This window comes from Mesorhizobium sp. M6A.T.Cr.TU.017.01.1.1, from assembly GCF_004023115.1.
GTDB lineage: Bacteria > Pseudomonadota > Alphaproteobacteria > Rhizobiales > Rhizobiaceae > Mesorhizobium > Mesorhizobium mediterraneum.
Map to the genome: position 1 here is coordinate 1 of NZ_RZTA01000054.1, position 13724 is coordinate 13724.

At 59.8% G+C, this 13724-nt stretch carries 15 protein-coding genes; 13 read left to right on the forward strand and 2 right to left on the reverse strand.

Annotated features, from left to right (window positions below; all coding sequences use genetic code 11):
- The first annotated feature begins 59 nt into the window (after window positions 1-59).
- The 13 genes from EOB36_RS18085 to EOB36_RS18145 are packed head-to-tail and all read left to right on the forward strand — an operon-like array spanning window position 60 to window position 12737.
- Window positions 60-389, forward strand: a complete 330-nt coding sequence (locus EOB36_RS18085) for a hypothetical protein (RefSeq protein WP_128285380.1) — start codon at window positions 60-62, stop codon at window positions 387-389.
- A gap of 3 nt (window positions 390-392) precedes the next feature.
- Window positions 393-944 (forward strand): hypothetical protein, encoded by a 552-nt coding sequence (locus tag EOB36_RS18090; protein ID WP_128285381.1) that lies wholly within the window; start codon window positions 393-395, stop codon window positions 942-944.
- Window positions 944-1513 (forward strand): phage baseplate assembly protein V, encoded by a 570-nt coding sequence (locus EOB36_RS18095; protein WP_128285382.1) that lies wholly within the window; start codon window positions 944-946, stop codon window positions 1511-1513. Before EOB36_RS18090 ends, EOB36_RS18095 begins: the two co-directional genes overlap by 1 nt.
- A 17-nt stretch (window positions 1514-1530) precedes the next feature.
- Window positions 1531-1860: a GPW/gp25 family protein gene (locus tag EOB36_RS18100; RefSeq protein ID WP_128285412.1), complete on the forward strand. Its 330-nt coding sequence runs from the start codon at window positions 1531-1533 to the stop codon at window positions 1858-1860.
- Window positions 1857-2705 (forward strand): baseplate J/gp47 family protein, encoded by an 849-nt coding sequence (locus EOB36_RS18105; protein WP_128285383.1) that lies wholly within the window; start codon window positions 1857-1859, stop codon window positions 2703-2705. The genes EOB36_RS18100 and EOB36_RS18105 overlap by 4 nt, the downstream gene beginning before the upstream one ends.
- Window positions 2706-2740: 35 nt before the next feature.
- A complete protein-coding gene (locus tag EOB36_RS18110; RefSeq protein ID WP_164897545.1) occupies window positions 2741-3796 on the forward strand; it encodes a hypothetical protein in 1056 nt (351 codons plus the stop codon).
- 1 nt (window position 3797) lies between these two features.
- Window positions 3798-7007: a DUF4815 domain-containing protein gene (locus EOB36_RS18115; protein ID WP_128285385.1), complete on the forward strand. Its 3210-nt coding sequence runs from the start codon at window positions 3798-3800 to the stop codon at window positions 7005-7007.
- Window positions 7008-7016: 9 nt separating this feature from the next.
- Complete coding sequence (locus EOB36_RS18120) at window positions 7017-8096, forward strand: hypothetical protein (protein WP_128285386.1); 1080 nt, start codon at window positions 7017-7019, stop codon at window positions 8094-8096.
- Complete coding sequence (locus EOB36_RS18125; protein ID WP_128285387.1) at window positions 8093-8593, forward strand: DUF4376 domain-containing protein; 501 nt, start codon at window positions 8093-8095, stop codon at window positions 8591-8593. The genes EOB36_RS18120 and EOB36_RS18125 overlap by 4 nt, the downstream gene beginning before the upstream one ends.
- Window positions 8590-8937 carry a hypothetical protein gene (locus tag EOB36_RS18130; RefSeq protein ID WP_164897546.1) on the forward strand — a complete coding sequence of 116 codons (348 nt, stop codon included), beginning with the start codon at window positions 8590-8592 and terminating at the stop codon, window positions 8935-8937. The genes EOB36_RS18125 and EOB36_RS18130 overlap by 4 nt, the downstream gene beginning before the upstream one ends.
- Complete coding sequence (locus EOB36_RS18135; protein ID WP_128285389.1) at window positions 8930-11089, forward strand: hypothetical protein; 2160 nt, start codon at window positions 8930-8932, stop codon at window positions 11087-11089. Before EOB36_RS18130 ends, EOB36_RS18135 begins: the two co-directional genes overlap by 8 nt.
- Window positions 11043-12128 carry a hypothetical protein gene (locus EOB36_RS34685; RefSeq protein WP_206637180.1) on the forward strand — a complete coding sequence of 362 codons (1086 nt, stop codon included), beginning with the start codon at window positions 11043-11045 and terminating at the stop codon, window positions 12126-12128. Before EOB36_RS18135 ends, EOB36_RS34685 begins: the two co-directional genes overlap by 47 nt.
- A 33-nt stretch (window positions 12129-12161) precedes the next feature.
- The gene (locus tag EOB36_RS18145) at window positions 12162-12737 is read left to right on the forward strand and encodes an acyltransferase (protein ID WP_128285390.1); all 576 of its coding nucleotides are present in this window, start codon (window positions 12162-12164) and stop codon (window positions 12735-12737) included.
- On the opposite strand, the gene EOB36_RS18150 is transcribed toward EOB36_RS18145, so the two are convergent.
- Together EOB36_RS18150 and EOB36_RS18155 are read right to left on the reverse strand one after the other, a co-directional pair.
- A complete protein-coding gene (locus EOB36_RS18150) occupies window positions 12734-12961 on the reverse strand; it encodes a hypothetical protein (RefSeq protein ID WP_128285391.1) in 228 nt (75 codons plus the stop codon). The two genes, EOB36_RS18145 and EOB36_RS18150, sit on opposite strands and share 4 nt — an antisense overlap.
- Complete coding sequence (locus EOB36_RS18155) at window positions 12958-13704, reverse strand: hypothetical protein (RefSeq protein ID WP_128285392.1); 747 nt, start codon at window positions 13702-13704, stop codon at window positions 12958-12960. The genes EOB36_RS18150 and EOB36_RS18155 overlap by 4 nt, the downstream gene beginning before the upstream one ends.
- Between the last annotated feature and the right edge of the window lie 20 nt (window positions 13705-13724).

A 13724-nucleotide genomic window follows, 5' to 3' on the forward strand; every position in this document is an offset into this window, starting at 1 on the left:
CCGGAAATGCTGCTTCGCGCAAAAGAGGCGGCCGGCGCCTAAAGCGCCGCCGGTTCGCAATGGATTGGGACGGGCTCCTAGATGGTTTAACCGCAGTTGTGCGGGACACTTTCAGGGAGTCCGTTTTCGTCATTTACAAGCGGACAGAAACCGGCGCCATCAAGACGGACCTCGCCGCGATCTTCGATTACAACCCCGAGGCGCTTGAGGCCGGCGGTAGCCTTCCCTCAAGATCTCGCATTCCCGTCCTCGACGTGCGCAACGCGGATCTCGGCTTCGAACCGTTGCCAGATGACGAAGTGACGATCTCGGGTCACGGCGTCTTTCGCGTCATCGACACGCTTCGCGATTCTTCGAAGAACACGAAGCTTCACCTTCGAAAGATTTAGCGAATGGCGGCGCACCCGCGTAAGATCATCCGCGCCGCAGTTGCCGCCTTGCTGGTGACGCCGGACGCCAGCGACCCGCCAGTGTTCCCCACGGCCGCCAAGGCTCGCTTTTACGATAGCCGCGACTTCCCCCTGGACGCGCGCACCATGCCCGTGGGTGTGGTCTACAGCGCCGACGAACGCATCGACCCGGACTTCCGCCACGATGGCGGGGTGCGCCGCCGCATCATGGAGCTACGCGTCGAATTCTATGGTGTCGGCGACGCCGGGGCCGAGGTCGTGGACGAAGGCGCCTTTGAGGTTGAAAACGCGATCCACGCGAACCCAACGATCAACAATCTTGTCGAGTGGTGCACACTCACCGGCACCGCCATAGCGTTCGCGGAACAAGGCGAGGTTTCGCTATGGACTGCGATCCTTACTTTCGAAGTCATCTATTACACGCACCTCGTCGCCGACGAGACGGGGAGGCCGACGACTGTCTTGCTCGGCTTTGACCCTGAAACCGGGCCAGGCAATGAACCGGATTATGTCGACGTCACGGACGTTATCTGATGCTTGAGCGCCGCGACAAAAACCTCACGGATCTTGAACGCCGGGTTTCGAACACCGTCCTTATCGGGAAGGTTTCGCAAGTCGATCATGCCAAGGCGCGTTATCGGGTCAAGGCCGGAGAATTCGAAAGCGACTGGCTTCCCTTTACCAGCGCCAGGGCGGGGAACACGCGGACCTATGACAGCCTAGATGAAGGCGAACAGGTCGTAATGGTTTCGCCGTCTGGCGACCCGTCACAGGCCGTCATTGTAGGGTCCATCGCCACCCAGGCGAAGCAGGCTGCAGACAAGGGCAACATTCACCGGACAGTTTACCCGGACGGCACCGTCGTTGAGTACGACGACGAGGCCAAGGCCTACAAAATGGATGTCGCCCAAGGCGGTAGCTTCGCGCTCAACATCGGCGGCGGCGCCTCGATAGTTGCCAACGGCGGCGACATCAAGATCAAGGCGCCTGGGGCCGTCGACATCGAGTCCGCCGAGCTAACCCACAACGGCAAGAACATTTCGGACTCGCACAAGCATACCGGAGTTGAGCCAGGCGGTAGCCTCACCGGCCCCGTGGCGTAGGAGGCCAGATGCGCGGAATGAACGCCGGAACCGGCAAAGAGCTTGATGGGCTCGACCACCTGAAACAATCCATTGCTGACATTTTGTCGACGCGCATCGGTACGCGCGTGATGCGCCGTGACTACGGTTCCAACATTCCAAATCTCATCGACCGGCCGGTCACCGCGGAATTCGCGGTCGATATCTATATGGCGCTCGCCGAGGCGTTGGACCGATGGGAGCCGCGCCTACGATTGCGGGAAACTTCGTTTGTTCCGCTCGGCGACGGGGCTATAGAATTCAGTCTATCCGGCGATTATCTGCCGGATGGAAAGATCATTTCCCTCAACGGAATCGTCATCAAATGACTGAAGCGCAATATACGCTGGACGGACTACCAGTCCCGGCGATTATTGCCACGCTTTCGTATGAGGAAATCCGCCTAGAAACGATCAATAAGCTTATCGAAATTGACCCGGCTTACTCGGCTTTGCTCGAAAGCGACCCCGCGATCAAGGTTATCGAGGCGTCTTCGTATCAAGACATCGTGTTGCGCGAGCGCGTCAACGACGTCGCCAAGGCAAACCTTTTGTTCTTCGCCACAGGTTCGGACCTCGACCACCTTTCCATCTTTTATGACGTGTTCCGACTAATCGGCGAGACGGATGAATCGCTTCGCATCCGTACCGTTCTGGCAATACAGGGCCGCTCCACGGCGGGCACCGAAGAGCGCTATTCGTTCATCGCGCGGTCGGCAGACTTGCGGGTCAAAGGTGTCGCTGTCTATCAGGTGGACGGCGGCCCGAAGATCCGCATCGCGCTTCTGTCCAGCGTCGACGGCGGCGTGCCTGACGCCGCCATGCTGGCGGCCGTAACGGACGCGGTGAGCGGCGCCGGTGTCCGCGCCGTCAATGACGTTATCGAGGTCCTGTCAGCCACGCAGGCGCCGCAAAGCATCGTTCTAAACGTCTCGCTTCTGCCGAATGCGCCGCTCGCCATCACGAACAGCATGGAAGCGCTGATCCGTGCGGCATGGTTTGACGAGGCCGGAATCGGCTTCGACCTCAACCCTTCGTGGATCGCCTCGCGCGTCCATATCCCTGGCGTCTCAAAGGTGGAAGTCGTGACGCCGGCCGCACCTGTTGTCGCCGGTGACAACCAAGCCATTGTGCTCGGAACGATCACTATCAATTACGCGGGGAGGTTGCGTTGACAGCGCTTCACCTTCTCCCAAACAACGCCACGGCGTTGGAGCGCGCTCTTTCGGAGTCGCTGGACCGGACTCCGTATTTCGGGCCGTACATCGACACCGTAGCGGGCCTGAAATATGGCCCTGTGATCCAAGCGACTTTCTCGCCTTGGGTCATAGCCGAATACGGCCTTGGCCCGATTTCGGAATACTTCCTTGACGACGGAATGCTGATCGCAGCCGGCATCGCCTGGCAGCGGGTGCGCGGAACGCCGCTTGGCGTCGCGATGTCGTTGTCGTGGATCGGTTACCCAGTTCCGTTCATCGAAGATCAGAATGTGGGTCGCCGGAAGTGGAACCGGTATCAGGTTGGCATGGGCTCGGTTCCCGGTTCGGAACTGCCGGTGCTTCGTGACGCCGAATACCTAGTCGGTCTGTCAGATCCGGCGCGCTCCGTCTTCATCCGAGGTTGGCACGGCTATGACGTCCGCACCCTCGAATATGGCGACGGGCTTTGGGGCGACTCGCTTTGGGGCGATGACAGCGGCGAGCGCCTTGACGGCGGCACCGTCAAGTGGAGTCACGGCGAAGACCTCGCCGGTAACGTCGTTGTGGACGAAGATCACCGCATCGCTCTTGGCGTAAATATCGCGCTCGGCGACGAACTTGAGTGGGGCGACTTCCCGTGGGATGCGCCCGGCATATCCTGGGAAGGCGTCACCAACGTTGCCGCCTTCAAGTCATTTCTTGTCCGCCGCTTGCCCGTCTATGTCGGCTTCTTCGATGCGGACGGCGAGGCCATCGGATACCGCCGACCCGTTGCCGTTCGTGACATTACGGCCAACCACGACGCCGCGCCGGATCGCGTCTTTCTCGAGATCGAGGCCAGGACAGATTTTCGTGACGGCGAGGGTGCGCAATGCACTTCCATTGCTCTGGTTTTTCGCGCCGGCAACGTTGACGCCGAGAAGCCGGGCAAGCTCTGGCTTGAGCCAAGCGAACTCGAATTTGAAGACGGGTTTTATGCGGCCGACATGACGGTGGGCACGGTGGCCGCCAATTTCGCATTCCGCCGGACGGTGCGCCAGCACGTCACCATCACAATGGAAATCTGACATGGCGGAAAACGAAGAATATCTTGCATTTGATCCGGCGGTTCGCCCGGATCTCAATGACATTTACGACCGCTCGAAAGTGAGCGTGCCGCGTGAGCGCGTGCTTATCCGCGAGCGCAAATTTGCGCAGGGCGGCGAGATCAACGAAGCATTTTCAATCGAAGCTCGCAAGCGCACGAACATTGGCAATCTGGTGGCCCATGACGGCGACCGGGTGAAGGGTTGCGACATCATCGTGGACCCGTTCACCGGCGACGCAACGCTCGCGGCGGGCGAAGTCTATGTGCGCGGCGATGTCCGCCCGGTGGCCGCCGCCGCTCTTGCTGCCCTGCCCATCCTTGGCGACGTCATCATAGGCGTGCGGGTGCTTTCAACCATCATCACGCATGAGGAAGATCCTTCGCTCTTGGGGCTGCACGAAGAGGCGATCCGTTCCTACGGCGAGCCCGGCGCGGTACGCGAAGAGCTTACGCTTTCGTGGGGATGGGATGGCGACGGCGAAGACGGCGACCTTTACCGCGTTTACCAGCTTCGTGACGGCTTCGTGGTCGACCAGACCGCGCCGCCGAGCCTGTCCGGCTTCAACCAAGCCATAGCGGTCTATGACTACGACGCCCACGAAAACTACATCGCGCGCGGGTGCCGGGTCACGCCGCTCGGGCTGTCCGCCAGCAAGCAATGGTTTTCGATTGAGGAAGGCACGGCAAATATTCTCGGCTTCAAGCGCACCCGGAACACCGCGACGCGCTACGGCGAAACCGAGGCGCCGGACATTCTCAACATTGCTTCGGAGCCGCATACGTTCGATGACGGCGGCTCGGGAACAGCGGTAATCACCCTCAATCGCACGCCGATCAATTCGGTTTCGACGGTTATCATAACAAAGGAAACCACGGAAACCGTCGTGCGTGGCGCCGTTGCGAACACAAGTGACCTTCTCGGCCATGCCGGCGTCGTCTCGATTTCCTTGGTGGAGCAGGGCGCCACTACCTATGACGTGGTGGTCGACTATACCCTCTCGGGAGATCGTGTTGATTGGGCGCCTGGCGGCGTTGAACCGGCCGGCGGCTCATCCTATGACGTGACCTATCGGTATCTCGACGCCGTGGTGCCATTGGCTGTCGGGCCGTCGACCGTGACTGTCGACGGCGGCGTGACCGGCGGCGCCGTGTTCGTGAGCTACAATTACAGCCTGCCGCGCCATGATCGCATCTGCCTCGATAGAGACGGCAATATCGTCTATCTCAAGGGCGTTCCCGCCATTGAGCAGCCGCAACCGCCGGCCGAGCCCGCGACTCTACTTTCCCTTTGCGTAGTCGAAAACGATTGGTTCGGCACGCCCGTTGTCATCAACAACGGCATCCGCTCCTATCCTTTCCGGACCATCGACCGCATGTACAACAAGCTGGTCGACACCATCAACCTTGTCTCGCTTGCGCGCCTTGAGCTTGATATTTCGGCGCGTGAGCCGGTCGCAAAAAAGGGCGTCTTCGTTGATCCGTTTAGCAGCGACCGCTACCGCGATGCCGGCGAGGTCCAGAACGGCGCCGTGTTCAACGGCTCGTTTCAGATTCCGATTGTCCCGACCTTCAACGAGCTTTCGCTTTCGGCGCCAGTCTGCCTCAACTTCACCGAGGAACCGGTCGTAAGCCAAGAGGCTGTCACGGGCTGCACGAAGATTAATCCATATCAGGCATTCTCTCCGCTGCCGGCGAAGATGCGCTTGACGCCCTCGCAAGACTTCTGGACCGAGACGCAAGAGATCTGGCTTTCGCCTGATACCCAAGTGTTCGGCCAAGGCAACAGGAGTCGCGTCACCGATACGGAAGTCGTCACGTCAACCCGCGAGGTGACGGCGCGATTCCTTCGGCAGATCTCCGTTGCCTTCGTCATCGACGGTTTCGGCACCGGCGAAACCCTGGACAGTCTGGCCTTTGACGGCCTCGACATCACGCCAGCCGGCCCGCTTGTCGGCGACGCGAACGGCCGCGTTGAAGGCGCATTCCTGATCCCCCCGAATGTCGCTTCCGGTTCCAAGCTTGTTGACGCCATCGGCGGCAGCGGTGCCACCGCCGAGGCTTCATTCGTTGGTCAAGGCCGCATTGACATAACCACAAATCAGCTTGTGACGAGGGTTCAACGGTTTCAGGAATCGCCCGCTCGCGGGCGCGGCGGCGAGGGCGGCGGGCGCGGCGGTCCCGACCCGGTTGCGCAGTCGTTCCAATTCACCGCAGGCCGCCACATATCCTCGATTGAGGTCAAGTTTTGCGCGCTCGGGGACATCGATCAGCCCGTCCTTTGTGAGATCGTCACGATGGACAACGGCTATCCGACCGTTGATGTGATCGCGCAAACCGAAACCGACATGAACACCGCGCTTATCGGGGCCTGGCACAAGTTCTCTTTCAATCCGCCCGTCTTCATTCCGGCAGGCCAGGAAACGGCGTTTGTGCTCAAGACGAACGATCCGGATCATTCGGTTTCATTTGCGGCGCGTGGCGGCTTCGACGCGACCCGTCAGGAATGGATAGGCGCGCAGCCCTACACGGTAGGGGTGCGTTTTAGTTCGTCCAACGCCAGCACATGGACAGCGCATCAAGACGAAGATCTTACTTGCCGCATCAACGGCGCCAAGTTCGCGCCTGTCACCAAGACCGTTTCCCTCGGCACCTTCCCGGCGGTTGATATGTCCGACTTCATCGCCGAAGCGCAAGTGTTCCTGCCGACCGGCGATACCCGCATGCTTTTCGAAATAGAGCCGGAAGGCGAACAGCCGGTGCGCATCGAACCGGGCCAGGTTTGGGAACGGCAAGGTTTCTTCAGCGGCCTTGTGGCCCTACGCGCCATTCTAACGGGCACAGAGACGGTTTCGCCTGTCATGGGGCGCGACGTCCTCGCCATCGCCGGAAAGATGCAGGCGACCGGCGTGTATGTCAGCCGTGCCTTTGCGATGGGCACCGCGATCCGGCTCGACGCGGTCATGAAAACGAAACTGCCATCGGGCTCGACTCTGGTCGTTGAAAACGACGCCGCGAATGATGTCTGGCAGGCGCTGCCCCAGGTGGCCGTCGAGGCTCTGACGGACGGCACCTTTGAACGAACCTATTCCGACGCCAGCTACACGGCGGTTCAAGGTCGCTTGCGGCTGACGCTTACCGGTACGCCAGCCGCACGCCCGGCGGTTTCCGACTTCCGTTCGTTTTCGATTTGAGGTTGAGCAATGGCACTGACTCCAAATCGTCTCTATGAACTGCCCATCAAGACGGACCTGGAAACGTCCTTCGACAAGGTCGTGGCCGCGCTCGGGGCGATTGACGGCGACGTCGCAGCGGCGTTCGCCGCTCTGGCCTTGCGGGCAACCCTCGATAGCCCGGCGTTCGCGGGCGAGCCAACGGCGCCGACGCAAGAACCAGGCGACAACAGCGCGTTGCTCGCCACAACCGCCTTTGTTGCGGCGGCGGTGCTTTCGTTTTCGCCGCCCGTTGTGAACGCGGAAAGTCTGATCGGAACGATTAATGACGCCCGCCTTTCGTTTCAGGTGGCGTCATTCATGCGGACGGTGCTTACCAAGAATTCGGGTGCAGAGGCTCGCACAACCCTCGACGTCTTTTCCAAGGCCGAGGTGAATGCGGCGGTCGCCGCCCTTGTCGCGGCGGCACCGGGCACGCTCGACACATTGAATGAACTCGCCGCCGCGCTCGGGGATGATCCGAACTTCGCAACCACCATGACGACCTTGCTTGCCGGCAAGGCGACGAAGGCGGACGGCACGCAGGCCATAGCTCGGGCCGGCGTCGAGGCGATACAGCGGACCTGGCGCGCGACGGATTTGAGGGATGCGGCGCGTGCGGCGGGGCGTGGCCCGGACGCAATATTAGAGGATCAAAAACTCTCCGGAACAGGTGGCGGGTCGGCCTCGATTGGAGTTTGGAATCCCCGAACTCTCAACACAAAAGTCAAGGACGCATTTTCCACCATTTCGCTGGCGGCAAATCGGTTCACACCATCTGTTGCCGGGTGGGTTGAATGGGATGCGCCGGGTTATTCCATCGATAACCACAAGACTAGGCTTCGCAATATTACGGCAGGAACAACAGTCGGCGCGGGCAGTTCTGAGTACACGAATAAAGGAAATCGGGCCGCGAGCCGCAGCGTAGGCGGCGCGCCTGTCGTCGCGGGCAACGCATATGAGCTTCAACACTACTGTACTGACTTTCTAGGGGGAAGCGACTTCGGCAGTCCCGTTGGCAGCGGAGATATAGAAGTCTACACGCGCGTACTATTTTGGGGGGCACAATGAGCAACCACGTCTTGGTTTCCGGCGGGCTTGTCGTTCAATCCGACCGCTCGGGCAAGCCACCGGAAGGCTTCATTTCCGCGCAGGAAAACGTTGTGCCTGGCTACCGCTACAGCGGTGGGGTCTTCTCTTTGCCGGTTGATAGCCTCGCCACGCTTCGCACAAAGGCGCTCGCCCGTCTCGCGGCCCGGAGGTGGCAGGCAGAAACAAGCGGCGTTGTGGTCGACGGCGTTTCGATTTCCACCGACCGCGAAAGCACGGCGATGCTTACCGCCGCTTTTGTGGTGGCAAGCAATGACCCCGGATATTCGATTCGGTGGAAGGTCCAGAACGGTGTTTTCGCCACCGTCACCGCGCCGCAGATCATCGCCTTGGCAGCGGCGGTACGGGAGCACGTACAAGCTTGCTTCGACCGCGAGGACGAATTGACCGTGGAAATACTCGCGGCCAATGCCGTCACACTCGGCGCCCTCGATATCGAAACCGGGTGGCCGGCGTGAAGATTATTTTTACAAACGTGGAGTCCATCAAGGTCGGCTTCGCGATCACGATCGAGGTCGGTTTCGGGCAGGCGTTTTGGGATGCCGAACAAATGGACACGGGCCGGATAAGGGCCGGCTTCTCCCAGGATGGCAAGACCCTTTGGACCGCCGACACGCTCGACGCTTCGATCACCCGGCCGGGCAATCGCAAGTTTGAAATCTCTCTCCCCGCTTCCGCATCGGCTTTGATGCAGCCGAAGCCGGTAACGTTCGATTTCGTGAGGGGCGAGGGCGATGGCGCCCGCGCGATCCCCGGAAAATTCCATTGGCCCGTCGATATTCAGGTGACCTCAAATGTCTAACGCGATTTATGAAAACGGCGATTCCGGCGTTGAGGTTGATCCGACTTTGGCATCTGGTCTTCGCGGCGCCCACGGCTGGTCGATGGTCACAGCGCTTATTGCAGACGGTGAACGGCGCGTGAGGCGCGTTGTCGACTGGACCGGGGGCGAAGGCCTCAAGCCGGACGTCGGCGGCTACCTTGGCCCGCTAGGGCTTGTTACTGACATCGGCGAGGCAACCGACGACCGTGGCCCAAAGGGAGAGCCGGGTGAGGGAGAGCCAGGGCTACAAGGGAAAAGCGCATACCAAATTGCTGTCGACAATGGCTTTGTTGGCACGGAACTTGAGTGGCTTAATTTCTATGTGAATGAAATTGCGGAAGCCGCCACAAATGAGGCAATCGACGCCCGCGACGTCGCCGTAGCGAAGGCGGACCAAACGGCGGCCGACGTCCTCACGGTCGAGGAAGCCAAGAACATCGTGCTGGCCTCGGGTGGAATTCCATTCGAGACGACGGCACTCGGTATCGCGGCAACCACAGAAGGCCAGCTATTCGAGGCCAAAGGAGTTTCCGGTGGGATCGTCTACAAAGCTCTTTACAAGAACGTAGCTGGCGTCGCGACGGCGCAAAATCTTGAAGTGCCTAGCAAGGCGGCATTCGACGCCGCATTTGATCTTGTACACGAATGGGTAGCGTTCGGCGGTGCCCTCGGCTTTGTTCTGAAGGACAAAGACGGAAAGATTTACGCCGCCTGGCGGCAAGACGATGCATTGCTTCGAACTCGGCTCGGGCTTGTTAGCGAAAGCATCGATCTGGCCTACGACGAGGAGACAGGCCTAACGACCGCCTCCATCCCCGGCTTAGTGGCCGAGACGGCCGAACAAATTATAAACGGCAAGAAAGCCCTTCTCGTTTTCAAAGATCCTAACGATCAGGTCTTCGCCGCCTGTATGGAAGACGGCTCGCTATACGTTCCAAGGCTTGCGGCGGATCGGATAATCGGTGCGAGCACCGGCACGGCGGACTCATCAAGCTACTACTTTGCAGTCGAGGACATCGCGGGCGTTCCGCAGATTATCCGCTACAACCGAACTCTTGGCACCCGGACACAGATCACAAGTGAGGGCGGCAACACCGCTCCACGCGTCACCCAGGATGGCCTTTACGTCGTCTACGCCTCGACCCGTACAAACCCGGCCAGCGAATTCTTCCAACCGGTAGGCGGCGGCGACGAAATCCCCGTCATCGCGGGAAGCACGATTATTGCTATCGGCAACTCGCTTTCAACGACTGGCGGCCAAGGGTATATCTCGGGCTTGATCCCGTTGCGACCCGGTGTAACCGTTCATTCCGAGGCCGTTTCGGGACAGCGGTCGGATGACATCGGCTATCGCTTAGGGGCTTTGCCCTTTACGGGCTCGATTGCGGGGGACTCGATCCCTCCGTCCGGCGGCGTGACAGTGACAGGCCTCGCGGCCACGATTTGGCGCTATTGGGGAACCGACAACGGATCGCTACGCGTTGAAATCGCCGGCGTGCCTGGCACGCTATCGAAAACGGTTTCAGTCTATACCTTCACGCGGGATGATGCCGGCTCGGCCGTACCGGTCATTAATCCCGTCATCATCGTACCCAAAAGCGGCATCGCGTACGGCTCGACCGACCCGTCCTCGAAAATGCCTCTTACCGAACTGTTTTCGGGGACCGTCATCGTATGGGCGACCTATAACGACCACCGCGAAGGCACTTACAGCCAGGCGGCCACGCTTGCCAACATAGCCGCCATCGTCAATTGCGTTAGGCCGCTGGTCAAGAAAGTTTTGGTCGCTTGCGATCACATCGGCTTTGGCCGCCTGACAGATGCGACAGCCCAAGCAAATGGTGCAGGGGCCGGCATCGGGTTGGCAACGTCCGAAATCGAAAGCAAGCGGCAGATACAGGATAGCCGAGCGCTCACCGCTGCGATTTTGGCGGCGTACCCTGGCGAGAGCGTCGACCTGCAGACCGAGCTAATTGCAGACGGCTACACCCAGGATATCACGGTTCTAGGAACGGTGTTCCCCATCGCGAAACTGTCACTCTTCGGTGACGGCACGCACCCGACGACCGCGCTCGGCAGGGCGGTTGTGGCCGGATACATCAACGATCAACTTACCTCGCGAGGAATATAAAATGGCACGCGCTTTTTCCTTGGTGTCCCCTACGGCCATGGCGGCCGGCCTCAACAATCCATATGCGAAGGCTGACGGATTGTTGGACGACGGTTCCCTATTTCTCATTGATCCCATGCGCCTCGGTTGTTGGGACCCGGAGGTAGATATCGTCGCGAACGATGCGGTGATCCGCTCTCTGGTATCGGGTGGACCGAATGCCCGGATCAAGAACGGAACGGCCGGCGTTGGCGGCGCGGGGACGGCCGTTCTTTCCGGCGCCACTATCGGGGGGATTACCCTTGCCGCCGGTGGCACCGGGTACGCGGCGGCCCCAAGCGTCTTGCTTGTCGGCGGCGGCGGGACTGGCGCCCTTGCGACCGCCACGGTAGCAGCCGGCGCCATCACAGGATTTACGGTCACGGCGCCAGGCTCGGGCTATACGAGCGCACCCGAGGTCGTGATCGGTGGCATCAAGTTTTCGGCGGCGCGCAAGGGTCTTCTGCTTGGAACTCCGGCCTCGCTCGGCCGCGTCCAGATCGGGACTGGTCTCGAATATTTCCAAAGCGATCTGACGCATGATTTTGTGCTTTCGACCATGGTCAGCTACCCGGCAGTTGACCCGACCGGGCATGTCGGCTTTCTGCTTACAAAGAACACCTCCGCTGCCTATTCCGGCGTCGGACCATGGATGGCGCACCGCTACACCACCAACTATCTGTTTGGCAGAATGGATGCCTTTGTGTCGGGAAGCCCTACGGGTGCAGCGACAGTCGGCGCTCCGAACGGGCTTGAACAGGTAGCAATCGCCAAGGTTGGGGCAAATCTGCTCTATTTCAAAAATGAGGTGCAGGTCGCCAGTATCGCGCTCGGCGCGCCGGCCCTCACGGCGAATAGCGTTCCGCTCAATTGGGGCAACGGCGGCTCGGTCGGCCAACACGCTTGCCCTGGCCTAGTGTTGCATAGGGCCTATGGCGCGGATCTGACTCTTTCCGGAAGAACTGCCGCCGAGGTGGTGGCGCAAGACTACGCCGAAAACATCGCTCGCTTTGCTGCTTGAGATCACAAGAGCTTTCATGGCAGAGGTTTGCGAATGCGTATTTTCTCAACCATCCTTGCTCTTCGCCGCCGCCTATTGTCGTGGATCGCCACCGGCGCGGCCAAGGAAAGTGCAATCATCGGGCCTAGAACTCGGTTCGGTGCGGGCGCTGAAATCTTCAATATTAACGGTGACAGATCGCGGGTGAAGATTGGCGCAGACTGCAATGTAGACGGACATTTGCAGATCTTCGCGCACGAAGGGAATATCCAAATCGGAGATTTCTGTTACGTGGGCGCCGGTTCGACCATCTGGTCATCCGATGCCGCCGGGGTCAAGATCGGCAACGGGGTGCTCGTGTCTTCCGGCGTCGCAATCCACGATACGAACTCGCATCCCATGGATGCGGAAAAGCGGTTCGCCCAAACGGTGGCAATCTTTCGGACAGGCCATCCCCGCACCGACCCAGGTATCCGTTCTGCGCCGGTGACGATAGGAAACGATGTTTGGATAGGCACCGGCGCCATGATCATGAAAGGCGTGACGATTGGCGACCGCGCGGTAATCTCGGCTCGGGCTATCGTTCGCAAGGACGTACCGGCCGACTCGTTGGTCCGGGCAGACGACTAATTGATCGACGCGTCCGGCCGGCGCTCTTCAATCAGCACCTCGCCATCGTATAGAGCTACATGCAATTTCGGCATCTGCTTGCAGATGTCCTTGAAGTGCTTGCGCATCTCCCCTTCGTCCTCGCTGGTCTCAATCGGCATGGAAACTTGCCGCTCCTGCTGAACCGCATGGATCGTGAAGCGAAGTGGTGGGCCGCTGTACGTTTTCATTTCAGTCTCTCTCATGTGGCATCGACAAATGGCATGTGCTTAATTCGATCCCACTGCTCTTTAGCCATCGTGCCAGACCATCTGTTGCGCAGGGTGCTTTCGCGATATGCTTGTGCCGGCTCCAGTTCCGGCAGATTAGAAGATTCCGGCACGAAGAATATATTGCCGCCAGCCGCAGAAACGGCGACGAGCTTGTAGCCGTGATCTTTGCAAAGTTTTGTCAGAGCCGTTATTGACGCTCCGTGATACCAGCCGCTTTCGTGCTTGTCTTTCCGATCAAAAGACGGATCGTAAGGGACTGTGACCGGATTTAGACCAAGGCTTGCATTGTACTCGACGGAAATAACGGCCGGCTTTACGGGCAACAGTTCTTTGAGAAACCAGTAATCGTTTCCATCGACGTCGACAGAGAGTACCCCGAGCTTTGGGAAGTGCGCCCCGAGGGTCTTGATGTTGTCAAGGGTGATGAAGCTTTGCCGTGCCTCTATACGGCTCGAAAGGACGGCCTTGGCGAGGCGAACCGTAGTGTCGTCACCGTCAACTAGCAGCCCGTTGAAGTTAGCGAGGCCGATGCAATTGTATTCTGTCGGGTGAAAGCCGAATTCGACGAAGGTGCGCGGACAGTTTACGGCAAGCCGGGCGAGAATGGCGCTTTCATCGGATTGGGGCGCGCCGCCGATTCGAGCCTTTAGCAGATGATAGTAGTAGCGCAGCGGCGTGCTGCGGAGGAACGAATGCGCACGGGCTTGGATGCTCATTGTCGAAATTCCTCGGGCTA

Coding starts and splice junctions, on each gene's coding strand:
- EOB36_RS18115 (WP_128285385.1), top strand. CDS start 3,798: ATGGCGGAAAACGAAGAATATCTTGCATTTGATCCGGCGGTTCGCCCG.
- EOB36_RS18100 (WP_128285412.1), top strand. CDS start 1,531: ATGAACGCCGGAACCGGCAAAGAGCTTGATGGGCTCGACCACCTGAAA.
- EOB36_RS18125 (WP_128285387.1), top strand. CDS start 8,093: ATGAGCAACCACGTCTTGGTTTCCGGCGGGCTTGTCGTTCAATCCGAC.
- EOB36_RS18135 (WP_128285389.1), top strand. CDS start 8,930: ATGTCTAACGCGATTTATGAAAACGGCGATTCCGGCGTTGAGGTTGAT.
- EOB36_RS18085 (WP_128285380.1), top strand. CDS start 60: ATGGATTGGGACGGGCTCCTAGATGGTTTAACCGCAGTTGTGCGGGAC.
- EOB36_RS18145 (WP_128285390.1), top strand. CDS start 12,162: ATGCGTATTTTCTCAACCATCCTTGCTCTTCGCCGCCGCCTATTGTCG.
- EOB36_RS18095 (WP_128285382.1), top strand. CDS start 944: ATGCTTGAGCGCCGCGACAAAAACCTCACGGATCTTGAACGCCGGGTT.
- EOB36_RS18150 (WP_128285391.1), bottom strand. CDS start 12,961: ATGAGAGAGACTGAAATGAAAACGTACAGCGGCCCACCACTTCGCTTC.
- EOB36_RS18105 (WP_128285383.1), top strand. CDS start 1,857: ATGACTGAAGCGCAATATACGCTGGACGGACTACCAGTCCCGGCGATT.
- EOB36_RS18155 (WP_128285392.1), bottom strand. CDS start 13,704: ATGAGCATCCAAGCCCGTGCGCATTCGTTCCTCCGCAGCACGCCGCTG.
- EOB36_RS18120 (WP_128285386.1), top strand. CDS start 7,017: ATGGCACTGACTCCAAATCGTCTCTATGAACTGCCCATCAAGACGGAC.
- EOB36_RS18090 (WP_128285381.1), top strand. CDS start 393: ATGGCGGCGCACCCGCGTAAGATCATCCGCGCCGCAGTTGCCGCCTTG.